Consider the following 22364-nt stretch of genomic DNA (forward strand, 5'->3'; position numbering starts at 1 on the left):
CTACAAGATCCCGTTCACCGAGCCCTTGACGTCACCATCGGGCCCTTAACTTCGTGGCATTGATCGATCGACCGCTGGTGCTCACGTACGGCATGCACGTCGTAGCGGGTGAAATCGCCGGCGATACAAATCAGGCGCGGGCCGCTCCACAGGATCTGGGACGCGGCCGTCGCCCCGAGCCGGTCGCGGACCAGGCGCTCGAACTCGGCCCGGTGGTCCATCAGCCACGCCAGGGAGAACAGGCCCTGATTGATGACGCCTGCGTCGACACCACGCTTGTACTCCACGACGACCGGCGAGCCGTTCTCATCCAGCCCGAGCGAGTCGATCCGGCCCCCGTGCACCGGCCCCGTGCCGTACTCGCTCGCCAGGAACCGCACCCCCAGCAGCGTCTCCATGTGCGCCTCGACGAGACCCTGCACATCCGCCTCGATCTCAGCAAGCCGCGGCATGATCTCGATCATGCCGCCATTCGTCGTATCCGCACGAAACAGCTTCAGGTCCGACACCTTCCCCCCTTGGCCCGGAGATCACCAACGCCGGGAAGGTGCAGGATTATTTCTGTGAGAGGCTTCGGAAGCGTAAAAGAGGCGTGAGACCCTGCCTATGGCCCGGCCGAAGAGTATTTACCTCCCCCGGCCACCGGGAATCCGCGATTCCCCCATACGTCCCCCACGCCCCGGGGGACAGTGCCAGGGAGCTGCGTTTACGCGGGTCAAACCCGTAGCTCAGTGGATAGAGCAGGCGCCTTCTAAGCGCCTGCTCTATCTCGAACATCCAACATTGATACCTCGACTACCGGACTGATACGGGAGATTCATCTCACGACAGTGGCAACTACAGCCACCATTCGGTCTGGCCGATTTCCTTATGCTGGTTCACCTTTCGTCGGCGGGACCACTCCCGGCTCAAGGCTCCTTCGACGGTGACCGACAGTTCACCCCTGTGGGGTGGAGTCGATAGGTACATCACGTGGAGCCAAAGGAACTGTTCAGAGGATCCTCGCGGGCGCGGGGTCGACTGCCGTTGATCAGCTGCTCGACCTGTTCGGCCTGCCGCGCGCGAGGCCGGAGGATCCCCGCGGGCGGGGTCGACTTCGGGTACGGCAACTGCTCCCGGATCACGGCCAGAGGATCCCCCGCGGACGCGGGGTCGACTTCCTCACCTCGTGCACGCTCACCCGAGGTCCGGGCGGCGCGGGGCGAATGCGGCGAGCGCCGCCCGGAGCCAGGAGACCACGGCCGCGCCGCCGGGGCCGGCGGCCAACTCACTGAAAACGGGTGCCGGATAGCCCAGGATGTCGCCGGTGTCGTTGAGCAGGACGTGTGCGAGGTGGCGGTCGGCGCCGGGCAGGTTGGCGCGTACGGTGTGAAGGAACCGGCCGAAGCAAAGGGCGGCAAGCAGCAGCCCGGCGAAGCCCGTGCCTCACAGCCGCTCCACCGAGGCGGCAGCACAGATGATGACGTGCACCGCAAAGTCGTCACTTCGTAGCCGCCGCTGTCGACTCCCGACAAAGGGCCGCGATGGCTACAGGTGACAGAACTCGGCACCACGGGACCGCACCTCACTTCGCGAAGCCCACACGGCTCAACGCCGGGAATGCTTACCGGAAGGGGCCGAGGCAGCCCCGAGTGCGCCCGAGGAACTCAGCGACACGACTATCTGATTACATGTCAGTAGGGTCAGTACTGGGTCAGCATTCGGTTTACCAAACGCTGCCACAGACAGCTGAACACGCGAAGCGTCGTACACCTTCGGGGCCCGTGGACCCAGCGTGATCGCTCACCCACGGCCATTCGCGTCACTGCGTCCAGGGCATCCCCGGGGCCATGACCCTGCCGACAGCAACTACAGCATTCGTACTGGTCAGCGCATCCGTCCCCGCGCTTTCAGCGGCACAGCCGGCAGTTCCGGAGCAAGGAGCCGGTTCCCGTCGTAGCCCTTCACCTCACCGAATCTCGTTCCCGCCATCCAGTCCGAACGAGCCTGTGCGATATCCTCACTGGACCGTCCGATGAAGTTCCACCACATGACCAGTTCCTCCTCGAACGGCTCGCCGCCGAGGAGCATCAGGGCCGCGTCCGACTCGGCCCGCAGGGGGAGTTCGGTGCGGCCGCAGCCGAGGTAGAGCATCGAGCCGGGCAGCAGCGGTACGCCGTCCACGTGCGCCTCGCCGGACATGGACAGCACGGCGTACTCGAAGTCCGGCTCCAGCGGAAGGCGTACGTCCGCGCCCTGGGCGAGGGCCAGGTCCGCGCCGACGATCGGCGTGAACGTCGTGCCGGGCGAGGCGGCGCCGTCGACGCCGCCCAGGACGATCGTGGCCTTGAGACCGGGAGCCGTGACCACGGGCAGCTCGCTGTGGTGTTCGAAGCGCGGGTCGGTGTGGCGGTCGCCGTCCGGCAGAGCCACCCACAACTGCGCGCCGTGCAGGAAGCGGGCGTGCGACTTGGGGCTCTCCTCGGAGTGGCTGATGGCCCGGCCGGAGGTCATGAGGCCCAGTTCACGGGGGCGGATCGTCTGCAGGCTGCCCGTGGAGTCGCGGTGCAGCACCTCGCCCTCGTGCAGCCAGCTGACGGTCTGCAGGCCCATGTGCGGGTGCGGCGGGACCTGCATGCCGGGCTCTTCGGCGATGTCGTCGGGACCGTAGTGATCGACGAAGCACCAGGCGCCCACCATCCGCCGGCCCAGGTTGGGCAGCAGCCGCCGGACTTCGCTGGACTCGCCGAGCTTCACCCGGCGGGGGCTGAGGAGTTCGCGTACCGGCTCCGCCACCACGAAACCCCGGCCGCCGCACAGAGCGGGAACGGCCTCGCGATCAAGATTGCTCATGGCCCACAACCTAGCCCCGTGGAGGACCGCCCGTCATGCCGTCCCCCCGTCGGTCGGCAGCCGCTCGACCGAGAACCGGCGTACGCGCCCCGGTGGGCCGGCGACGCACCACCGCACAGGTCGTGGAATATTCAACAACCCCGGGCGGTTCTGCCCGTCGAAGGAAACAGAGGAGGTCACAGACGTGGACACGACCTACTACGACCACGGGACGACCGCGGAGCGCTGGGAGCGCGCCCGGATGTTCTTCGACGCCAAGGACTACGCCGCCTCGGCGCGCGTTCTCGACGGACTGGTCGAGGAGGTGCCGCAGGAGACGGGCCCCCGCCTGCTGCTGGCCCGGGCGTACTACCACTCGGCGCAGCTGAGCCGGGCGGAGGCCGAGCTGCGCGTCCTCGTCGAGCGTGACCCCGTGGAGCACTACGCCCGCCTCATGCTCGGCCGGACGCTCCAGCGTCAGGGCCGCGACGACGAGGCCGGTCCGCACCTGCGGCTCGCCTCCGCTCTCGCGGGGGACTTCGACTCGCTGTGAGGGCCGGGGGCCGTCGGGGGCGGGCAGGGCCGTGATCGTCCGGCGGCGCGATACAGCGCCGTCGGGGGCGATCACGGCCCGCGCCTCTACTTGGCGGTCTCCTTCTCGGCGTCCGTCTCCGGCTCCAGCTCGGCCTCCGTCTCGGCCTCCGTCTCCCGCACCGGCTCCTTGGCGGATCCCTTCGCGGGGGCGTACGTGCGTGTGCCTCGCCGGTAGGCGATCTCGCCCAGGATCACGTCCACCACGATGAAGGCCGCCAGCGGGATGCCGAGCAGTGGCACGAAGTACCCGAGGACGGCGATGGTCGCCATCAGCGGGACGAGGATGTGCGCGGGCACCTGCTGCCACGCCCCGCGTGGGATGGGACGGCCGAAGGACGAGGCGCGGCCCCGCTGCCACCACATGCGGTAGCCCCACAGGATCAGCAGGATCAGGCTCAGCGCGAGGGCCATCAGCACCAACTGGTTGACGATGCCGAAGAGCACACCGGTGTGCGCGTCGATGCCCCAACGGGTGAGCTTGGCCAGCACCGGGTAGTCCGCGAAGCGCACGGTGTCGGTGACCTCGCCGGTCGCCGGGTCGACCGCGACCGCGTCCTGCTTGGTGGGCCAACTGCGCTGAACCTGGCTGACCTTGTAGGCGGACGAGGCGTCGGCGGGCGGAACGATCTCCACCGGGTCGCCCAGACCCTCGGCACGCGCGGCGGCCAGCACCTTGTCGAGGCCGACACCGTGCTCGACGCCGCCCTCGGCCGAACCGGACTCGTGGCCCGAGTGCTCGCCGCCCCCGGCGGCCGACACCGACGGGGTCGCCTGGCGGAGCGAGGTGCGCAGTTCGTCGATGTTCGCTCCGGCGTACGTCGACCAGGTAAGGCCCGTCGCCGAGAGGAAGATGAAGCCGACCGCGGCCCAGACGCCGACCGAGCCGTGCAGACCGAGGGTGCGCCGACGCCCGCTGGTGCCGCGTATCTTCCGCTGCGTACGACGGCGGCCGAACCAGAGGACGAGGCCGCCGCCGGCGATCACCCACAGCCAGCTGGCGGCCAGTTCGCTGTAGAGGCGGCCGTCGTCGCCGAGCTTGAGGTTCGCGTGGAACTCGTCGATCCAGGTGCGCAGCGGCAGCGCACCGGTGGACCCGTACTGTTCGAGCGCGCCGCGCACCTCGGCGGTGTACGGGTCGACGAACACCGCGAGGGTGTGGGTCTCACCGATGCCGGAGACGCCGGACAGCATCACCCTGGTACTCGCGTCGTCCTCGGGCGAGGGACGTACCGCGGCGACCGTTCCCTCCGGGTGGGCCTTGCGCGCGGCGGCGACCTGCTCGGAGATCGGCAGCTTGTCGTCGCCGACCGGGACGGTCATCTCGTGCGAGTAGAGGATCTTCTCGGCCTGGAACGACGCCGCGTAGAGGAATCCGGTCGTGGCGGCGACCAGCAGGAACGGGGCGACGAGCACTCCGGCGTAGAAGTGCAGCCGCAGTACCAGCGGGCGCAGCGGCGCCCAGACGCCGCGTTTGGACGGGGCGGGGGTGGCGGATCGCGGGGACTCGGCCGTCTCGGTCGTGGGAGCGGTGGACATCGGCTGGCTTCTCCGGTCGGGCAGGGGACGACGGGGCCGTACTCGGCCGTTGCGGTGCAGTAGTCGGTGGGCGGGGCCGTCGAGTTCCCGGAGATTCCTGTGGCGTGGGTCACACGGTTGTGCGGGCGTCAGGGAGCCGCCTCGCACGCCGGACACCGGCTTGGCATGCTGGCGCGATGGCATCATCCAGTGACCTCACGCCCCTCAGCGACCGAGTGGAGGAACTCCTCTCCCGTCCGGGCCCGTTGCCGATCGTCGCCGCCGGTGACCCCGTGCTGCGCGGTGCGGCCGAACCGTTCGACGGCCAGCTGGACCCCGCACTCCTGGCCCGCTTCGTGTCGGCCCTGCGCGAGACCATGCACGCGGCGCCGGGGGTCGGGGTGGCCGCGCCCCAGGTGGGCGTCCCCCTGCGTATCGCGGTGATCGAGGACCCGGCGCCCGTCCCGGACGAGATCCGCGAGGTACGCGGCCGGGTGCCGCTGCCGTTCCGGGTCCTGGTCAATCCGGTGTACGAGCCCGTGGGCACCGCGCGTGCCGCGTTCTTCGAGGGCTGTCTGAGCGTGCCGGGCTGGCAGGCGGTGGTGGCGAGGCCCGCCGAGGTGCGGCTCCTGGCGCAGGACGAGCACGGCGGTCCGGTGGACGAGGTGTTCACGGGCTGGCCGGCCCGGATCGTCCAGCACGAGACCGACCATCTGGACGGCACGCTCTATCTCGACCGCGCCGAACTGCGCTCGCTGTCGTCCAACGAGGCGATGGCGCGATGGTGGGCCCAGCCGACTCCGTCGGAGGCGGCGAAGGGGCTGGGCTTCCCTCTGTAGTCCGGTCGCTCCGTAGTCCGGTAGCTCCGTGGTCCGCTCGTTTGGTGGTCCGGTACTCCGGTGGTCCGGGCCGCTTCCCGGCCGGGGAGGCGGCCCGGACCACTTCCCCGGCCGGACCGGGCCACTCCGGTCGGACCGGGCTACTTGCTGTCGCGGTACGCCTCCAGCAGCCTCAGCCACACCTCGCTGACCGTCGGGTAGGACGGGACCGCGTGCCACAGCCGGTTGACCGGGACCTCGCCGGCGACCGCGATCGTGGCGGAGTGGATCAGCTCTCCGACGCCGGGGCCGACGAAGGTGACACCGCGCAGGGTCTCGGTGTCCAGGTCGACGACCATCCGGGCCCGCCCGCGGTAGCCGTCGGCGTACAGGCCCGCGCCGGAGACCGTGGAGAGGTCGACGTCGACCGCCTGGACGCGGTGGCCCGCCTGCTCGGCCTCGGCGAGGGAGAGACCCACGGCGGCGGCCTCCGGGTCGGTGAAGACGACCTGGGGGACGGCGGCCTGGTCGGCCGTCGCGGAGTGCGCCCCCCACGGGTCGGTCTCCAGCAGCGGCACACCGGCCGCCCGCGCGGCGATGGCGGCACCCGCGATCCTGGCCTGGTACTTGCCCTGGTGGGTGAGCAGGGCGCGGTGGTTGACGTCGCCGACCCCGTACAGCCAGTCGCTGCCCGTGACCCGGAGGCTGTCGTCGACCTCCAGCCAGGAGCCGGGCGTCAGGCCGACCGTCTCCAGGCCGACGTCGTCGGTGCGCGGGGCACGCCCGGTGGCGAAGAGGATCTCGTCGGCCTCGATGCGGTCACCGGCGGAGGTGGTGACGACGACCGTCCCGCCCTCCCGTGTCACCGCCTCGACCGAGACGCCGGTGCGCACGTCCGCGCCCGCCTCGGTGAGCGCCTCGGCGACCAGTTCGCCGGCGAAGGGCTCCATGCGGGGCAGCAGGCCCTTGCCGCGGATGAGGACCGTGACCTGGGAGCCGAGGGCCTGCCAGGCGGTGGCCATCTCCACGCCGACGACTCCGCCGCCGACGACGACGAGGCGGCCCGGGACGGCCTGCGCGCTGGTGGCCTCACGGCTGGTCCAGGGCTTGACGTCGGCGAGTCCCGGCAGGTCGGGCAGTACGGCCCGGGTGCCGGTGCTGACCGCCACGGCGTGCCGGGCCGTCAGGACGTGCCGTTCCCCGTCGGGGCCCTCGACCGTGACCCGGCGCGGCCCGTCGAGCCTGCCGTGGCCTCGGTAGAGGTCGACGCCGACGCCTTCCAGCCACTGGACCTGGCCGTCGTCCTTCCAGTTCGAGGTGAAGTAGTCGCGGTGGGCGAGGACCGCCGCCGCGTCGAGGGGACCTTGTACGGCCTGACTCAGGCCGGGGACCTTGCGGGCGTCGGCGCGGGCGATCACCGGGCGCAGCAGGGCCTTGCTGGGCATGCAGGCCCAGTACGAGCACTCGCCGCCGACCAGTTCACTCTCGACGATCGCGGCGGAGAGGCCTGCCGCGCGGGCGCGGTCGGCGACGTTCTCCCCCACGGGCCCGGCCCCTAGCACCACGACGTCGTACACGTTGGTTTCCGTTTCCGTCATGGGGTCAGTCTGGTCGTTGGTGTGGGTCGTGGCCACACGGGTATGCGCGCGGAATACGGCGCCTGTCGGTGCCGTTGTGCTCAACGGCCACGCACCGACCCCGAGAAGAGGGAATCAACGCCATGAGCAGCACCGTGGAGCTCACCAAGGAGAACTTCGACCAGACGGTCACGGACAACGAATTCGTCCTGATCGACTTCTGGGCGTCCTGGTGCGGCCCGTGCCGGCAGTTCGCCCCGGTCTACGAGAAGGCGGCGGAGGCCAATTCCGACCTGGTGTTCGCCAAGGTGGACACGGAGGCGCAGCCGGAGCTCGCGGCGGCCTTCGACATCCAGTCGATCCCGACGCTGATGATCATCCGCGACCAGGTGGCGATCTTCGCCCAGCCGGGCGCGCTGCCCGCGGCCGCCCTGGAGGACGTCATCGGCCAGGCCCGCAAGCTGGACATGGACGAGGTCCGCAAGTCGGTCGCGGAACAGCAGGCGAAGCAGGCCGAGTAACAGCCGCCCGCGACAGGCGTTCCAAGAGGCGCGGGGCTGTATCGATGTGCGGCTCCGCCGCGCGGGCGCGGGCAACCCCCACGCGGCCGCGGATCAGGACGCACAGCGGCACGTCGGCCGCCCGCGGGGCCAACGCCCCGGGCCGGCCGGCCCCGCCGGGCCGTCAGCTCGACTCCCGGTGGACGACCTCCGCCCCCAACAACTCGTGCGCCTCCGGCTCCGCCGCGGGCTCGCGCACCGCACGGTCGACCAGCTCGGCGAGCTCCCGCCCGGACGGCAGCTCGATATGGACCGTGGTCAGCCGCGGCCGCAGCAGCCGCCCGAGCATCAGGTCGTCCGCGCCGACGACGGCCGTCGCGTCCGGTACGCCGATCCCCTCGTCCTGCAGCGCGCGCATCAGCAGCATCGCGAACTCGTCGTTGTACGCGAAGACGGCGTCCAGACCGAGCGAGCGCCAGCGCCCCGCGAGATCGGCCGCGGCCTTCTCGTCGTAGGCGAGCGGCACCTCGGTCACCGTGGCGGCCGTACCGGCCAGGGCCTGCCGTACGCCTTCGAGCCGGGGTCTGGAGAAGATCTCCAGGCCGGGATCCTCGGGCACCAGCACCCCGACACGCCGGTAGCCCCTGGCCAGCAGGTGCGCGCCGACGCTGCGGCCGACCTCCTGGTGGTCCATGAGGAGCGCGTGCGCGCCCTCGATGCGTTCGGGGCCGAGGGTGACCACGGCCCGGGCGCCGGAGCGCTTGAGCACGGACACGCCCCGCGGCCCCAGCCCGCCGCCGGGCGCCAGTACGGCGACGGGCCGCAGCTCGGCCCAGGCGCGGGCCGCCTCGTCGCCCCGGAGGCCGAGTCCCCCGTACTGCACGACGGTGTATTCGAGGCGGCTGAGCGCCCATTGGAGTTCGTTGAAGAACCGGCTGTAGAGCGGGCCGACGGGCACATCCGGCGCGGGCATCAGGACCATGCGGCTGTGCCCGGCGCGCAGGCTGCGGGCCGCGGCGTGCGGCACGTACCCGAGTTCTTCGGCCGCCTGGTGGACGCGGCGGCGGGTGGGCTCGCTGATCCGTACGGCGCTGGTGTTGTTGAGGACGTAGGAGACGGTCGCGCGTGACACACCCGCAAGACGGGCCACATCGGCACTCGTCGGCACGGAGCGCTGCGCGGGCGGCGGAGGGGCGGATGTCTTCGGTATCTGCACCATGAGGTACGGCATCCTTGCAGAAGCCCCGGGCGGGCCCGGGGCCGGGGGGGGCGGCCCAAGTCGCTTCCCCACCGCGGCAGTTCCGCATCCGTCACGCGTACGACCGTGTATGTGATCACGTACGCGACCACGTGCGTGCCAGATGCCCGACCGCGTACGTGTCACGTGCGCCCGACCGCGTACGTGTCACGTGCGCGACCGCCTACGTGTCACGCAGGCGACTCCGTGCGCGTCAGGCGTGCGACCAGGTCGGTCCAGCCCGCTTCCAGCCGTTCCAGCGGCATCCCGCACTCCTTGGTCAGGTGGTGGATCAGCGCGGGATCGAGGTACCCCATCAGCGTCTGGGCGAGGAGGACGCAGTCGGCGTCCGGCACCGCCTGGCGCAGCAGCAGGGTGACGTGGCCGGTCAGGAAGCGCTGGGGCGGGAACGAGAAGCGGCGGGCCGGCTCGGGCTGGGCGGCCAGTTGCAGATCCAGCTGGTCGGCCGACTGACGCAGGACGGCACATCCGAACGCCCTCAGCCGCTCGACCGGCGGCGCGCCGGGGCCCAGCGGCGGCGGCCCGCTGAGGAAGGCGGCCTGGAGCTGCTTGGCGGAGTGGTCCAGGAGCGCCATGAGCAGGCCGGTGCGGTCGCCGAAGCGGCGGAAGACGGTTCCTTTGCCGACGGCCGCGGCCACGGCCACCGCCTCCATCGTGACGCCGGCCGCACCGTGTTCCTCGACCAGGCGGGTGGCCGCCTCCAGCAGCCGGGCGCGGTTGCGGGCCGCGTCGGCGCGCAGGCACGGCTCGTCCTCACCGGTGGTGAGCTCCAGGAGGACGGGCTCGCCGGTCGGCTCCTGAGGCTTGGGGAAGGGCGGCAGGGAGGCGGACATGAAGACAGCGTAACGCCGGGGGAAGAAAACTGGACCGTGGTCCGTTTGGCTGGTAGAACTTTAAACGGACCCCGGTCCGGATCGTAACGGCAATGTTTCATCCCCCTTGGAGCCCCCCATGACTGTTCGTATCCTCGCGCTCGTCGGCAGCCTTCGCGCCGGCTCCCACAACCGCCAGCTCGCCGAGGCCGCCGTCAAGCTCGCGCCCGAGGGCGCGGAGGTCGACCTGTTCGAGGGCCTGGCCGACATCCCCTTCTACAACGAGGACATCGACGTCGAGGGCGACGTCCCGGCCGCCGCCACCCGGCTGCGCGAGGCCGCGGCGGGCGCCGACGCCATCCTGCTCTTCTCGCCCGAGTACAACGGCACCATCCCGGCCGTCCTGAAGAACGCCATCGACTGGCTGTCCCGCCCGTTCGGCGCGAGCGGCCTGAAGGACAAGCCCCTCGCCGTCGTCGGCACCGCCTACGGCCAGTTCGGCGGCGTCTGGGCGCAGGACGAGGCCCGCAAGGCCGCCGGCATCGCCGGTGCCAAGGTTCTCGAGGACATCAAGCTCTCCATCGCCGGCTCGGTCGTCCGCTTCGCCGAGACGCACCCCTCCGACGACGCCGAGGTCGCCGCCCAGCTGACCGAGGTCATCAGCCGGATCCACGGCGAGGCCACGGCGCCCGTCGCCGCCTGACCTTCGCACCCGCACCCTTCACGGTGACGCGCGGCCATCGCCGCGCGTCACCGTCGTACGCGGCGCGGGTGGGCCTCAGCCGAGTCCGGCCAGCCGCTCGACCACCGGGGCGACCCCGCGCTCGATCCACTCGGCGGGCTCGTCGACGCGCGGGCCCAGGATCACGGTCTCGATGCCGAGCTTCGCGTAGTCCGCCATCTCCCGTGTGAAGGCGTCGAGTTCGGCCTCGGTCCTCGGTTCGCCCGAGTGGACCATCGTCTTGCGGATGTCGGCGTACTCGCGGCCCACCGCGTCGCAGTGCCCGCGCAGGACGTCCAGCTTGTGTCCGACCTCCTCGGGGGTCGAGGCGAACAGGTTGCAGGCGTCCGCGTACTGGGCGACCAGCCGCAGCGTCTTCTTCTCGCCACTGCCGCCGACCATGATCTCCGGGCGCGGGGTGCTGACCGGAGCCGGTACACAGAGGGTCTCGGCGAGGCGGTAGTGCTTGCCCTCGAAGGGGCCGTTCGCCTGCGGGTCCCACATCTGCAGACAGATCCGCAGCGTCTCCTCCAGCCGTTCGAAACGCTCCGCGAGCGCCGGGAACGGCACACCCAGGCCCTCGTGCTCGCGGTCGTACCAGGCCGCCCCGATCCCCAGCGTGGCCCGCCCGCCGGACAGGACGTCGAGCGTGGTGGCGATCTTGGCGAGGAGCCCGGGATGGCGGTAGGTCACCCCGGTCACCAGCGTCCCGAGCTGCACGGTGGACGTGTGGGCCGCGAGGAAACCCAGGGTCGTGTACGACTCCAGCATGGCGTCCTCGGCACCGCCGTTGAACTCCATCTGGAAGTAGTGGTCCATGACCGACATCCAGCTCACGCCCGCGGCCTCGGCGGCGGCGCCCGCCGCGGCCAGTTCGGGGCCGAGCGCGATCGCGCCGCGCGGATGGTTGAACCGGTTGATGTGAACGCCGACCCGCATGTCCGTCTCCGTCGCACTGGGAATCACCGTCGGACCGTCGCCGACTTTCGTGACGGTAGAACTTGAAGAGCACTCGAAGGCAAGACCGGCCGCCCGCGGGGGCTCGGCACACGGGCGAACCGCCTTCCCCGGCAACGAAGTTGCCCGCCCCGTACCGCATACGCCATCCGGAGGTTACCGTTCGGTAGACACCGTGCTCCCGGAGGTGGCAGCCCGCTATGACTCCCCATCGTGTACGGAAGCCCGCATGACGTCCGGCCGTGCCGCGGGACTCGCGGAGCGCGCCCGTGCCCTGGCCGAGGGCTCGGTGTCCTCGCGGGCGCTCGTCGAGGAGGCCCTCGCCGGGATCGAGGCCACCCAGGGCACGCTGAACGCCTTCCGGCTGGTGCGCGGCGAGGCGGCGCTCGCCGAGGCCGAAGCCGCCGACAGGGAACTTGAGGCCGGCGGCCGGCGGCCGCTGCTCGGGGTGCCGGTGGCGGTCAAGGACGACATGGACGTGGCGGGCGAGCCGACGGCCTTCGGCTGCTGCGGCGTGTTCCCGCCGGTCGCCGAGGACGGCGAGGCGGTACGCCGGCTGCGGGCCGCCGGAGCAGTGATCGTCGGCAAGACCAACACCTGCGAACTGGGACAGTGGCCCTTCACCGAGGGCCCGGCCTTCGGCGACACCCGCAACCCGTGGCACACCGGGCACACACCGGGCGGCTCGTCCGGCGGTTCGGCCGCGGCCGTCGCGGCGGGCCTGGTCCCCGCCGCGCTGGGCTCCGACGGGGCGGGCTCGGTGCGCATCCCCGCGGCCTGGACCCATCTGATCGGCATCAAGCCGCAGCGCGGCCGGATCTCGACCTGGCCGCGCCCCGAGTCCTTCCACGGCATCACGGTCAACGGCACGCTGGCCCGTACGGTCGAGGACGCCGCGCTGCTCCTGGACGCGGCGAGCGGCAGCCACGCCCGCGACCTGCACCGGCCGCCCACGCTCCGCACGGCGGACGCGGTGGGCCGGGATCCGGGGCGGCTGCGGATCGCGCTGTCCCTGAAACCGCCGTTCACGGCGGTGCCCGCGCGACTGCGCCCCGACGTACGGGCCCGGGTCGTCGCCCTCGCGGAACGGCTGGCCGCGCTCGGGCACGAGGTCGAGGAGGCCGACCCGGCGTACGGGCAGATCGGTCTCGCGTTCATCCCGCGCGCCACCGCCGGTATCGCCGAGCGGGTGCGGGACGTGCCCGACCCCGCTCTCCTCGACCGGCGCACCCGCGAGGCGGCCCGGCTCGGACGGCTGCTCGGCGGCGCCCCGCTGCGGGCCGCCCGGCGCGCCGAGGCACGGCTGCACCGGCGGATCGGCGCGCTCTTCACGACGTACGACGTGGTGCTGGCGCCGACGACGGCCGCCCCGGCGCCGCGGATAGGGGCGCTGCACTCGCTGAGCGGCTTCGGCACCGACCGGGCCATGATCGCCGCGTGTCCGTACGCCTGGCCGTGGAACGTGCTGGGCTGGCCCGGGGTGAACGTCCCGGCCGGATTCGTCGACGGCTCGCTGCCCGTGGGCGCGCAACTCCTCGGCCCGGCGCACAGCGAACCGCTCCTCGTCTCGCTCGCCGCACAACTGGAGGCGGACCAGCGGTGGTACGAGCAGTGGCCGGGCGGTGCGTCGGACGGCCGACCGGGCGGCGCCGCCGGGGAGTTCGGTCCGCCCGCCGGGCCGCGGTCCGCGGCCCCGTAGGCTTGGGTTCGTGGACGACGCGTCGATGGTGGGGCTCATGGGGCGGGTCACCGGCACGGTGGGGCCCGGGCTCGTCGGCGAGGTGATCGTCCGGGTCCGTGGCGGCGCCGAGCACTTCCTCGCGTACGCCGCTTCCTCGAAGGACCGCATCGAGTCGGGCACGGTGGTCATGGTGGTGGAGTACCTGCCGCCGCGGACGGTGTACGTGTCGGCCGCGTACGACAGTTGAGGCCACCGCGGGCCTCCGGACCACGTGAGCGCGCAGTACGTATCAAGGCTGTCCCAAGGACGCGTCGGCCTCTGTCTCCACGGGCCGTCCCGGGCGCACACTCCCTTCGTCCGGTGCCGACCGGGCACCATCCGACAGGGGGCGAATGCCGATGGTCGTCGGCGTCGTGGCGGGGGCAGCGGTCCTCGCGCTCATTTTCGTCGTAGTCGTCTTCAAGCTGATGTGGCGCGTCGCGGAACCCAACGAAGCACTGATCATCTCCGGTTCGAAACACCGCACCGAAGGCATCGAGGACGGGATGGGTTTTCGTATCGTCACCGGGCGCGGCACCCTCGTGCTGCCGGGCATCCAGGCGGTCCGCAAACTCTCGCTCGACCTCAACGAGACCGATCTGTCCGTCGACTGCGTGACCCACCAGGGCATCCCGCTCAAGGTGCGGGGCGTGGTCATCTTCAAGGTGGGCGACGACTTCGTGTCGATCGCCAACGCGGGCCGCCGCTTCCTCGATCAGCAGAAGCTGGTGGCGGAGCGGGTGCACAACGTGTTCGCCGGCCATCTGCGGTCCATCGTCGGCGGGTTGACCGTCGAGGACATGATCCGCGACCGCGACAAACTCACCGGGCAGACCCGTGCCGCGTGCGGTACGGAGATGGAGAAGCTCGGACTGATCGTCGACTCGCTGCAGATCCACGAGATCGAGGATCCGACGGGCTACATCAAGAACCTGGCCATGCCGCACGCGGCGGCCGTCCAGCGGGACGCGCGGATCGCGCAGGCACAGGCCAACCGGCTGGCCACCGAGGCCGAGCAGCAGGCCGCCGCGCGGATGGCGGAGGCGACCCGGGACAGCGAGATCCTTCAGGCCGGATACCAGGCGGAGCGCGACAAGGCCGCGGCCAAGGCGCGGCAGGCCGGGCCGCTCGCCGAGGCGGGGGCCCGGCAGGAGGTCGTGGTCCAGGAGACGCGCGTCGCCGAACTGAAGGCCCACCGGCGCGAGCAGCAGCTCCAGGCGGACGTCCGCAAGCCCGCGGACGCGAAGGCGTACGAGAAGCGCACGCTGGCCGAGGCGGAGCGCGATGTGCGGATCTCGGCGGCGCAGGCCAAGGCCAAGGAGACCGAGTTGGCCGCGGCGGCCGAGGCGACCCGGGTCACGACGGCCGCGGGTGCGGAGGCCGAGGCCACGAAGGCGCGGGGTGCGGCCGCCGCGACCGCGACCCGGGCCACGGGTGAGGCGGAGGCCGCCGCGCAGCAGGCGAAGGGGCTCGCGATCGCCGAGTCCACGCGGGCGAAGGGGCTCGCCGAGGCGGAGGCCATCGCGGCGCGGGCCGCCGCGCTGGCGGAGAACCAGGAGGCGGTTGTCGCGCAGCAACTCGCCGAGAACTGGCCGGAGATCGTGCAGGCCGGGGCGGGGGCGTTCGGGAACGTGGAGCACATGGTGCTGTTGAACGGGGCGGACGGGATGTCCGACATGTTCGCCAAGGCGTTGACCATGGGTGGGGCTGGGCTCGGGCTTGCCCGGCAGTTGCTTGCTTCCGTGAACGCGAACGGGCGTGTGGGCGCGGAGGGTTCGGGTGTGAACGGGGGCCCGCCGGCGGGGGGTTGACCGGGGCGGGTCGGACGGGGCTGAGTGCGCCGTTCCCCGCGCCCCTAACAGCGGCCGTTGGGGCCGGGGGTGTTGACCAGTGCGGGTCGGGCGGAGCTCGGTGCGCCGTTCCCCGCGCCCCTCAAGGCAAAAGCGGCGCCGTGGGGGCGGGGGGGGGGCGTTGACCGGTGCGGGTCGGGCGTGGCTCGGTGCGCCGTTCCCCGCGCCCCTCAAGGCAAAAGCGGCGGGTGGCCGTGTTCCTGGCTGGGAAGGGGGGCGGGATAGCGTGTCGTTCGTGACTGCATCTGTTGAGCGTGATGTTCCTGGGCGGTTCGGGTCCTCCGCCACCGTCGAGGCCGATCCGCGGCGGGTCGGGGTCGTGCGGACCGAGTACTCCCCCGCCCACGACGGTGACCCGGACCCGGGCGAGATCGTGTGGACGTGGGTGCCCTACGAGGAGAACGACGGGCGCGGCAAGGACCGGCCGGTGCTGGTGGTCGCCCGCGAGGGCGGCGACACCTTTCTCGCCGTGCAGTTGTCGAGCAAGGGGCACAACGGCGACCGGGAGTGGGTGCCGATCGGCAGCGGGCCCTGGGACCGGTCGGGGCGCGACTCGTGGGTGGACGTCGACCGGGTGCTGCGGCTGCACGAGAAGGGGATGCGCCGGGAGGCGTGCGCGCTGGACCGGATGCGGTTCAACCTGGTGGTGCACCGGCTGCGGGAGCGCTACGGCTGGCGCTGAAGGGGCCTGAACTCCTCGTCGAAGGCGCCCCGCACCACCGCTCCCCTCGTCCGGTCGAGGACGCCGAACACCACGTGCTCGAAGGTGCCGGCGAAGCGGCCGGTGTCCCCGAGGAGCGCCGAGAAGGCGCCTGCCACCTGCGCCGGGTCGTTCTGGAAGACTCCGCAGCCCCAGGCGCCCAGCACCAGCCGGCGGTAGCCGTGGGCCGCGGCCGTCTCCAGGACGCGCTCGGCGCGGGAGGCGAGAGCACCAGGCAGCTCGTGCATACGCTCCGGCGCTGTGCGCTTGATCACTCCCGCATTGGGCGCCGCGGCCGTGAGGAAGCCCGCGGTGTACGGCTCGTCGAGGAGCGCTCCCCGGTCGTCGCGGAAGACCGGGACGGCCAGTGAGTGGATCACCCGGTCGGTGTAGAAGGTGTCGCGGTGCGTCCGGTGGTGGTCGTAGAACTCACGGACCCGCACCACGCACGCGTAGAGCGCGGAGGCCCGGCACAGTGCCTCTTCCTGGGCCTGCGCGCCGTTCAGATAGCCCCCGCCGGGATTGCGCGCCGAGGAGAAGTTCAGCACCGCGACCGGGCCGGCCGGCGCCAGCCGGCGCGCCGCCTCCAGGCTGCTCTCGCCCGTGACCTCGAAGAACGTGGGCGCGGAACCGGAAGAAGCAGGGGGACCCGGTGTCTCCAGTGGCTCCGGGCCGTACATCCGTGTGCCCTTCCGCGCGGCGGCCACCGCCGCGGCGATCGACACCTCGCGCCCGTCGGACGCGCGGTACGAACCCGCCGCGACGATCTCCTCCGTCTGCCGTGCGATCGCGCGCAGCCGTGCGCTCATGGCGCCACCCCTGTAGGCGCCGTGCTCGCGCCCCGCGCGATCTCCCCCGGTACCTCTGTCGCATCCCCCGTCGTGCTCATGAACGCATGGTGAGCGATCCTGGTCTGGAGTCGCAACAGAGTTTCACGCACCCAAAAGCGGCGATACGCACCCTTGTGCGAACCGCCTCAAGGGTCTTGGGTGGGACGAGCGTCTGTCGGGCCGGCCCATCCGAAGCCGGGCCGACGGCATGGATGGAATCTCAGGAGGATCCCGACATGTCCGATTCGGTGAGTGACTGTACGGAGCCACGCCGCTCCACCGTCACCGAGGCCGAAGTGGAGGCACTGGTCCGCGGCATATGCTTCAAGACCGGACCGCCCCGCTTCCTCGGTGTGGAACTCGAATGGCTCGTCCATGATCCGCGCACCCCGCGGGTCCCCGTACCACCAGAACGTCGCGAAGCGGCCTATGCCGCAGTGCGGGCCCTGCCCCTGAGTTCGGCGGTCACCGTCGAACCGGGCGGCCAGCTGGAGCTCAGCTCCGCACCCGCCGCCTCCCTGATGGAGTGCATCGCCTCCGTATCCGCCGACCTCGACGCCGTACGCGCGGTACTGCGTCAGGCGGGTCTCGCCCTGCACGGACTGGGCCAGGACCCCTGGAACGAACCCACCCGGTTCCTCCATGAGCCGCGTTACGACGCCATGGAGACCTGCCTCGACCGTGCGGGCCCCGAGGGCCGCGCCATGATGTGCACCTCCGCCTCCGTCCAGGTCTGCCTGGACGCCGGGTACGAGGAACCGGGACCGCTCGGTCTCGGGCGGCGCTGGTGGCTGGCCCATCAGCTGGGCGCGGTGCTGGTCGGCGCGTTCGCCAATTCCCCGATGGCCCGGGGTCGGCCCACCGGCTGGCGGTCCACCCGGCAGTCCCTGTGGGCCGCGATGGATGCGGGCCGCACCAGCGCCCCGCCCCTCGACGGCGACCCGCGGGCCGCCTGGGCACGGCACGTCCTGGACGCGCCGGTGATGTGCGTACGCGCGCCCAGCGGACCCTGGGACGTACCCGAGGGGCTGAGTTTCCGGGCGTGGACCCGGTCCGACGCACCGCCGGGCCGGGAGGACCTCGACTACCACCAGACGACCCTGTTCCCGCCGGTGCGTCCGCGCGGGCATCTGGAGCTGCGCATGATCGACGCGCAGCCGGGTGACGACGGCTGGATCGTGCCGCTGGCCGTGACGGCGGCGCTGTTCGACGATCCGGAGGCCGCGGAGACCGCCTACCGGACGGTGAAACCGCTCGCCGAACGGGCCGGCTCGCTGCCCGCCCCGCTCAACCCGCTGTGGACGGCCGCCGCCCGCTCGGGCCTGGCCGATCCCGAACTGCGGGAGGCGGCGCTGACCTGTTTCGCGGCGGCCGCCGACGCGCTGCCCAGGATCGGCGCGAGCACCGAGGTGCAGCGGGCGGTCGCGGAGTTCACCGACCGCTATGTGGCCCGGGGCCGCTGCCCCGCCGACGATCTGCTGGACCGTGCCGCCGACTCCGGCCGTCCGGACCACGGCACGCTCCACGGCACCCCCCACGAGACGCGTCCCGGCACGCGTCACAGCACAGGACACCTGCTCAGCGGGAAGGACTTCCGCCCATGACCGACCCCGGTACCGGCACTTCGCTCGACGACCCGGAGACGCTCAGGAAGCGTGCGCTGGCGGCGCTGCTCACGGCCCGCGAGCGCACGGCACTGCTGACCTCCTGTGTCGAGGACCCCGAACTGACCGCGCAGCACTCGCCGTTGATGTCCCCGCTGGTGTGGGACCTCGCGCACATCGGCAACCAGGAAGAGCTGTGGCTGCTGCGGACGGTCGCCGGCCGTGACGCGATGCGGCCCGACATCGACGGCCTGTACGACGCGTTCGAGCACCCGCGCGCCGAGCGGCCCTCGCTTCCGCTGCTGCCGCCCGCCGAGGCACGCACCTACGCCGCCGAGGTACGCGGGCGGGCGCTGGACATCCTGGAGAGCGCCGCATTCCAGGGCACCGGCGAACGGCTGACCGAGGCCGGCTTCGCCTTCGGCATGATCGCCCAGCACGAACAGCAGCACGACGAGACCATGCTGATCACCCATCAGCTCCGCAAGGGACCGGTGGCCCTGACGGCGCCGGACCCGATGCCCGTACCCGCGTTCACCGGACCGGCCGAAGTGCTGGTGCCGGGCGGCCCGTTCACGATGGGCACGTCCACCGAGCCGTGGGCGCTGGACAACGAACGGCCGGCGCACGCGCGTCTGGTGCCGCCGTTCTTCATCGACACCACTCCGGTGACGAACGAGGCGTACCAGGCGTTCATCGCGGACGGCGGGTACACCGACCGGCGCTGGTGGGCGCCGAAGGGCTGGTCGCACATCCGGGAGCACTCCATCGAGGCGCCGTTGTTCTGGCGCCGCGACGGCGGGCAGTGGCTGCGGCGGCGCTTCGGCGCCACCGAGGTCGTACCGCCCGACGAGCCCGTCCTGCACGTCAGCTGGTACGAGGCCGACGCGTACGCGCGCTGGGCGGGGCGGCGGCTGCCGAGTGAGGCGGAGTGGGAGAAGGCCGCCCGGCACGACCCGGAGACGGGCCGCTCGACGCGCTATCCGTGGGGCGACGCCGACCCCACACCCGAGCACGCCAACCTCGGCCAGCGCCATCTGCGCCCGGCCCCGGCGGGCAGCTATCCGGAGGGGCAGTCGCCGCTCGGCGTACGGCAGTTGATCGGTGACGTGTGGGAGTGGACGTCCAGCGATCTGCTCCCCTATCCGGGCTTTCACGCCTTCCCGTACAAGGAGTACTCGGAGGTGTTCTTCGGGTCGGAGCACAAGGTGCTGCGCGGCGGCTCGTTCGCCGTGGACGCGGTGGCGTGCCGGGGGACGTTCCGCAACTGGGACTATCCGGTCCGGCGGCAGATCTTCTCCGGGTTCCGCACCGCCCGGGACGCCCGTCCGGACAGCGCCTGATGTGCCGTCATCTGGCATACCTGGGGCCCGAGGAGCCGCTGGGGCGGCTCCTCGTGGACCCGGCCCACAGCCTGTACCGCCAGTCGTGGGCGCCCCGGCGCCAGCGGTACGGGACCGTCAACGCCGACGGTTTCGGCGTCGGCTGGTACGCCGAGGGTGATCCGGTGCCCGGGCGTTACCGGCGTACCGGGCCGATCTGGGGCGACCAGTCCTTCGCCGACCTGGCGCGGGTGGTGCGCTCGGGCGCGCTGCTCGCCGCGGTGCGCGACGCGACCCTGGCGGGGGCGGACGGGGAGGCCGCGGCGGCCCCCTTCGCCGCGGGCACCTGGCTGTTCAGCCACAACGGCGCGATCGCCGGCTGGCCGCGCTCCCTGGCCCGGCTCGCCCGGACGCTGCCCGCCGTCGACCTGCTGTCGATGGAGGCGCGCTGCGACTCGGCGCTCGTCTGGGCGCTGGTCCTGAACCGGCTGCGGGGTGGCGACGAGGAGGGCCAGGCGCTCGCCGACACGGTCCTGGAGGTCGCGGCGGCGGCCCCCGGCTCGCGCCTCAACCTGCTGCTCACCAACGGCGAGGTGATCGCCGCCACCGCCTGGGGCGACACGCTGTGGTATCTGACCGAGCCCGGCCGGCGCACCGTCGTCGCGTCCGAGCCGTACGACGACGACCCGCACTGGCGGGAGGTGCCGGACCGCACGCTGCTCGCCGCGAGCCGCAATGACGTCCTGCTCACCCCGCTCAAGGACATCGACGAACACCTGGCGTCCGTACCGAACAAGGAGCCCCGTACGTGAGTCCGTTCCTGGTCACCCGCACGCTGCCCGAGGACGCGACGGACGCCGCCCTGCGGGCCGACGTCCTGCACGGCCTGACCCGCACACCGAAGACGCTCCCGCCCAAGTGGTTCTACGACGCGCTCGGCAGCGAGCTCTTCGAGAAGATCACCGCGCTGCCCGAGTACTACCCCACCCGTGCCGAGGCCGAGATCCTCGCCGCCCGGGCCCCGGAGATCGCCGCGGCGACCGGCGCGCGCACGCTCGTCGAACTGGGGTCGGGCTCGTCCGAGAAGACCCGGCACCTGCTCGACGCGCTTCCGGCCCTGCACACCTATGTGCCGGTGGACGTGAGCGAGAGCGCGCTCCGGCTCGCCGGTGAGGCGCTGGCCGCCGAGCGGCCCTCGCTCGACGTGCACGCGCTGATCGCCGACTTCACCTGCGGTCTCACGCTGCCCGGCACGCCCGGCCCGCGGCTCGTCGCGTTCCTCGGCGGCACGCTCGGCAATCTGCTGCCCGCCGAACGGGCCTCGTTCCTGGCGTCGGTACGTTCCCTGCTGTCGCCGGGGGACGCCCTGCTCCTCGGCACCGACCTGGTGAAGGACGAGTCGGTGCTCGTCGCCGCCTACGACGACGCGGCGGGGGTGACGGCGGCGTTCAACAAGAACGTGCTGAGCGTCGTCAACCGCGAGCTGGGCGCGGACTTCGATCCCGGCGACTTCAGCCATGTCGCCCGTTGGAACGCCGAGGAGGAGTGGATCGAGATGCGGCTGCGCGCCCTGTCGGCCGTGACCGTGAAGATCCCGGCGCTCGACCTCGCCGTGGAGTTCGCCGAGGGCGAGGAGCTGCGCACCGAGGTGTCGGCGAAGTTCCGCGAGGACGGCGTACGCGCGGAGCTGGCGGCGACCGGACTCGAACTCACCCACTGGTGGACGGACACCGAGGGGAGGTTCGCGCTGTCGCTGAGCACGGCCCGGTGAACCGCACCGGGCCGGAGCCCGCCGGAGTCCGTGTCCCCCGGGCCCACATCTCGCGGTCCCCCGCCTCCTGGGGCACCGTGGAACGACACGTGGCACACGGGCCACGGCGGAGAGGAGCACCCGCATGTCCGACCACACCTACCGGGTCACCGAGATCGTCGGAACCTCGCACGAGGGCATCGACCAGGCGATCCGCAACGGGGTCACCCGGGCCTCGCAGACCCTGCGCAACCTCGACTGGTTCGAGGTCACGCAGGTGCGAGGGCAGATCGAGAACGGGCAGGTCAAGCACTACCAGGTCGGCCTGAAGGTCGGCTTCCGCCTGGAGGACTCGGCCTGACGGCGGCCCTGTCCGGCCCGTACCCGGCACGAGTACCGGCCCCTCCCGGCACGTTCGGGAGGGGCCGGTACTCGTGCCGGGTACGGCTGTCGCGCCGGGCTGTCGGATCCGCTCGTCGGACCCGCCCGTCCTCCTGTCCCCCGCCGGACGCGCCCGTCAGGTGCGCCCTTCCCGCTCCTGCGCCTCCTTCAGCGCCGCCGACGCCGCCGCCCAGCGGGCCCGTACGACGCGGAACCCGGCCCGTTCGGCGTCCTCGCACACCAGCTCGTCGTCGTCCACGAGCACCCTGATCTCACGGTCGCGGGCCAGCTCGCGGAGGATCTGCAGCTTGGTGCGCCGGGCGGGCCTGCGGTCGTCGTCGCGCCGCATCCGGACGCGGCCCTCGGGCAGGCCCTGGGCGGCGATCCAGGCCACCGTGTCCTTGCGGCAGCGCTCCGGCCGCCCGGTCAGATAGAGGACCTCGCACTCCTTCGCGTGCTCCAGGGCCAGTGCCACCCCCTCGGCCAGCGGTGGATCGTGCGGCGCCGCGGCGAAGAAGGCGTCCCAGTTCCGCGGCCGCTGCTCCAGGAACCGCTGCCGGTGCGCGGTGTCGGCGAGCGTGCCGTCGAGGTCGAAGACGGCGAGGGGCCTGCTGCTGTTCGTCACAGCGGCCACCCTAGAACGC

The 22364-nt window shown here is 72.0% G+C and carries 21 protein-coding genes and 1 pseudogene; 13 read left to right on the forward strand and 9 right to left on the reverse strand.

The features are described from left to right. Positions 1 to 62: 62 nt before the first annotated feature. Positions 63 to 509: pseudogene (locus tag IE278_RS39390) on the reverse strand (DUF5655 domain-containing protein); the annotation flags it as partial. 1357 nt (positions 510 to 1866) lie between these two features. Beyond that, on the reverse strand, positions 1867 to 2832 hold the full coding sequence (locus tag IE278_RS39395; RefSeq protein ID WP_189779828.1) for a pirin family protein: 966 nt from the start codon (positions 2830 to 2832) through the stop codon (positions 1867 to 1869). Positions 2833 to 3016: 184 nt separating this feature from the next. Here IE278_RS39395 and IE278_RS39400 point away from each other — a divergent pair, with 184 nt between their 5' ends. Then, complete coding sequence (locus IE278_RS39400) at positions 3017 to 3364, forward strand: tetratricopeptide repeat protein (RefSeq protein ID WP_189779829.1); 348 nt, start codon at positions 3017 to 3019, stop codon at positions 3362 to 3364. Positions 3365 to 3450: 86 nt separating this feature from the next. Here IE278_RS39400 and IE278_RS39405 read toward each other — a convergent pair whose 3' ends face one another. Next, on the reverse strand, positions 3451 to 4941 hold the full coding sequence (locus IE278_RS39405) for a PepSY-associated TM helix domain-containing protein (RefSeq protein ID WP_246571533.1): 1491 nt from the start codon (positions 4939 to 4941) through the stop codon (positions 3451 to 3453). Positions 4942 to 5117: 176 nt separating this feature from the next. Here IE278_RS39405 and IE278_RS39410 point away from each other — a divergent pair, with 176 nt between their 5' ends. Further along, complete coding sequence (locus IE278_RS39410) at positions 5118 to 5759, forward strand: peptide deformylase (protein ID WP_189779830.1); 642 nt, start codon at positions 5118 to 5120, stop codon at positions 5757 to 5759. 140 nt (positions 5760 to 5899) lie between these two features. On the opposite strand, the gene IE278_RS39415 is transcribed toward IE278_RS39410, so the two are convergent. Continuing rightward, a complete protein-coding gene (locus IE278_RS39415) occupies positions 5900 to 7336 on the reverse strand; it encodes a dihydrolipoyl dehydrogenase family protein (protein WP_189779831.1) in 1437 nt (478 codons plus the stop codon). A 113-nt stretch (positions 7337 to 7449) separates the two neighbouring features. Here IE278_RS39415 and trxA point away from each other — a divergent pair, with 113 nt between their 5' ends. Next, positions 7450 to 7836: a thioredoxin gene (gene trxA / locus IE278_RS39420; protein WP_265647915.1), complete on the forward strand. Its 387-nt coding sequence runs from the start codon at positions 7450 to 7452 to the stop codon at positions 7834 to 7836. A 163-nt stretch (positions 7837 to 7999) separates the two neighbouring features. Here trxA and IE278_RS39425 read toward each other — a convergent pair whose 3' ends face one another. Then, positions 8000 to 9034, reverse strand: coding sequence for a LacI family DNA-binding transcriptional regulator (locus IE278_RS39425; RefSeq protein WP_373312223.1), 1035 nt, complete (start codon positions 9032 to 9034; stop codon positions 8000 to 8002). Positions 9035 to 9243: 209 nt separating this feature from the next. Further along, entirely contained in the window at positions 9244 to 9906 is a 663-nt protein-coding gene (locus tag IE278_RS39430; protein ID WP_189779834.1) for a TetR/AcrR family transcriptional regulator, read from the reverse strand. 118 nt (positions 9907 to 10024) lie between these two features. Between IE278_RS39430 and IE278_RS39435 the strand changes: the two genes are divergently transcribed. Then, positions 10025 to 10588 (forward strand): NAD(P)H-dependent oxidoreductase, encoded by a 564-nt coding sequence (locus IE278_RS39435; protein ID WP_189779835.1) that lies wholly within the window; start codon positions 10025 to 10027, stop codon positions 10586 to 10588. Positions 10589 to 10663: 75 nt separating this feature from the next. On the opposite strand, the gene IE278_RS39440 is transcribed toward IE278_RS39435, so the two are convergent. Continuing rightward, positions 10664 to 11545 carry an LLM class F420-dependent oxidoreductase gene (locus IE278_RS39440; protein WP_189779836.1) on the reverse strand — a complete coding sequence of 294 codons (882 nt, stop codon included), beginning with the start codon at positions 11543 to 11545 and terminating at the stop codon, positions 10664 to 10666. A 247-nt stretch (positions 11546 to 11792) separates the two neighbouring features. Between IE278_RS39440 and IE278_RS39445 the strand changes: the two genes are divergently transcribed. The 4 genes from IE278_RS39445 (at position 11793) to IE278_RS39460 (ending at position 15815) form a co-directional block, all read left to right on the forward strand. Beyond that, on the forward strand, positions 11793 to 13262 hold the full coding sequence (locus IE278_RS39445) for an amidase (RefSeq protein ID WP_189779837.1): 1470 nt from the start codon (positions 11793 to 11795) through the stop codon (positions 13260 to 13262). Positions 13263 to 13287: 25 nt separating this feature from the next. Further along, on the forward strand, positions 13288 to 13491 hold the full coding sequence (locus IE278_RS39450) for an NfeD C-terminal domain-containing protein (protein ID WP_189779856.1): 204 nt from the start codon (positions 13288 to 13290) through the stop codon (positions 13489 to 13491). Between the two features lie 145 nt (positions 13492 to 13636). Continuing rightward, the gene (locus IE278_RS39455; protein WP_189779838.1) at positions 13637 to 15094 is read left to right on the forward strand and encodes an SPFH domain-containing protein; all 1458 of its coding nucleotides are present in this window, start codon (positions 13637 to 13639) and stop codon (positions 15092 to 15094) included. 265 nt (positions 15095 to 15359) lie between these two features. Further along, entirely contained in the window at positions 15360 to 15815 is a 456-nt protein-coding gene (locus tag IE278_RS39460) for a type II toxin-antitoxin system PemK/MazF family toxin (protein WP_373312225.1), read from the forward strand. Here IE278_RS39460 and IE278_RS39465 read toward each other — a convergent pair. After that, positions 15800 to 16642: a TIGR02452 family protein gene (locus tag IE278_RS39465; RefSeq protein WP_189779840.1), complete on the reverse strand. Its 843-nt coding sequence runs from the start codon at positions 16640 to 16642 to the stop codon at positions 15800 to 15802. The two genes, IE278_RS39460 and IE278_RS39465, sit on opposite strands and share 16 nt — an antisense overlap. A 257-nt stretch (positions 16643 to 16899) precedes the next feature. On the opposite strand from IE278_RS39465, the gene egtA reads away from it, so the two are divergent. From egtA to IE278_RS39490, 5 genes are all read left to right on the forward strand, one after another. After that, the gene (gene egtA / locus IE278_RS39470; protein WP_189779841.1) at positions 16900 to 18267 is read left to right on the forward strand and encodes an ergothioneine biosynthesis glutamate--cysteine ligase EgtA; all 1368 of its coding nucleotides are present in this window, start codon (positions 16900 to 16902) and stop codon (positions 18265 to 18267) included. Beyond that, a complete protein-coding gene (gene egtB, locus IE278_RS39475; RefSeq protein WP_189779842.1) occupies positions 18264 to 19610 on the forward strand; it encodes an ergothioneine biosynthesis protein EgtB in 1347 nt (448 codons plus the stop codon). Before egtA ends, egtB begins: the two co-directional genes overlap by 4 nt. Continuing rightward, positions 19610 to 20401: an ergothioneine biosynthesis protein EgtC gene (gene egtC, locus IE278_RS39480; RefSeq protein WP_189779843.1), complete on the forward strand. Its 792-nt coding sequence runs from the start codon at positions 19610 to 19612 to the stop codon at positions 20399 to 20401. The genes egtB and egtC overlap by 1 nt, the downstream gene beginning before the upstream one ends. Continuing rightward, complete coding sequence (gene egtD / locus IE278_RS39485) at positions 20398 to 21360, forward strand: L-histidine N(alpha)-methyltransferase (protein ID WP_189779844.1); 963 nt, start codon at positions 20398 to 20400, stop codon at positions 21358 to 21360. Before egtC ends, egtD begins: the two co-directional genes overlap by 4 nt. Before the next feature lie 124 nt (positions 21361 to 21484). Further along, complete coding sequence (locus IE278_RS39490; protein WP_189779845.1) at positions 21485 to 21700, forward strand: dodecin; 216 nt, start codon at positions 21485 to 21487, stop codon at positions 21698 to 21700. Positions 21701 to 21856: 156 nt separating this feature from the next. Here the strand turns inward: IE278_RS39490 and IE278_RS39495 are convergent, their stop codons facing one another. Next, entirely contained in the window at positions 21857 to 22345 is a 489-nt protein-coding gene (locus IE278_RS39495) for a phosphatase domain-containing protein (RefSeq protein WP_189779846.1), read from the reverse strand. Between the last annotated feature and the right edge of the window lie 19 nt (positions 22346 to 22364).

Origin of the sequence: Streptomyces tauricus (assembly GCF_014650955.1) — a bacterium.
Taxonomy (GTDB): Bacteria; Actinomycetota; Actinomycetes; order Streptomycetales; family Streptomycetaceae; genus Streptomyces; species Streptomyces tauricus.

What these genes read in the sequence shown, in the direction of transcription:
- IE278_RS39465 (WP_189779840.1), bottom strand. Translation starts at nt 16,642, where the DNA reads ATGAGCGCACGGCTGCGCGCGATCGCACGGCAGACGGAGGAGATCGTC.
- IE278_RS39455 (WP_189779838.1), top strand. Translation starts at nt 13,637, where the DNA reads ATGCCGATGGTCGTCGGCGTCGTGGCGGGGGCAGCGGTCCTCGCGCTC.
- IE278_RS39450 (WP_189779856.1), top strand. Translation starts at nt 13,288, where the DNA reads ATGGTGGGGCTCATGGGGCGGGTCACCGGCACGGTGGGGCCCGGGCTC.
- IE278_RS39410 (WP_189779830.1), top strand. Translation starts at nt 5,118, where the DNA reads ATGGCATCATCCAGTGACCTCACGCCCCTCAGCGACCGAGTGGAGGAA.
- IE278_RS39425 (WP_373312223.1), bottom strand. Translation starts at nt 9,034, where the DNA reads ATGGTGCAGATACCGAAGACATCCGCCCCTCCGCCGCCCGCGCAGCGC.
- IE278_RS39440 (WP_189779836.1), bottom strand. Translation starts at nt 11,545, where the DNA reads ATGCGGGTCGGCGTTCACATCAACCGGTTCAACCATCCGCGCGGCGCG.
- IE278_RS39405 (WP_246571533.1), bottom strand. Translation starts at nt 4,941, where the DNA reads ATGTCCACCGCTCCCACGACCGAGACGGCCGAGTCCCCGCGATCCGCC.
- IE278_RS39490 (WP_189779845.1), top strand. Translation starts at nt 21,485, where the DNA reads ATGTCCGACCACACCTACCGGGTCACCGAGATCGTCGGAACCTCGCAC.
- egtB (WP_189779842.1), top strand. Translation starts at nt 18,264, where the DNA reads ATGACCGACCCCGGTACCGGCACTTCGCTCGACGACCCGGAGACGCTC.
- egtC (WP_189779843.1), top strand. Translation starts at nt 19,610, where the DNA reads ATGTGCCGTCATCTGGCATACCTGGGGCCCGAGGAGCCGCTGGGGCGG.
- IE278_RS39415 (WP_189779831.1), bottom strand. Translation starts at nt 7,336, where the DNA reads ATGACGGAAACGGAAACCAACGTGTACGACGTCGTGGTGCTAGGGGCC.
- IE278_RS39435 (WP_189779835.1), top strand. Translation starts at nt 10,025, where the DNA reads ATGACTGTTCGTATCCTCGCGCTCGTCGGCAGCCTTCGCGCCGGCTCC.
- IE278_RS39430 (WP_189779834.1), bottom strand. Translation starts at nt 9,906, where the DNA reads ATGTCCGCCTCCCTGCCGCCCTTCCCCAAGCCTCAGGAGCCGACCGGC.
- IE278_RS39445 (WP_189779837.1), top strand. Translation starts at nt 11,793, where the DNA reads ATGACGTCCGGCCGTGCCGCGGGACTCGCGGAGCGCGCCCGTGCCCTG.
- egtA (WP_189779841.1), top strand. Translation starts at nt 16,900, where the DNA reads ATGTCCGATTCGGTGAGTGACTGTACGGAGCCACGCCGCTCCACCGTC.
- IE278_RS39395 (WP_189779828.1), bottom strand. Translation starts at nt 2,832, where the DNA reads ATGAGCAATCTTGATCGCGAGGCCGTTCCCGCTCTGTGCGGCGGCCGG.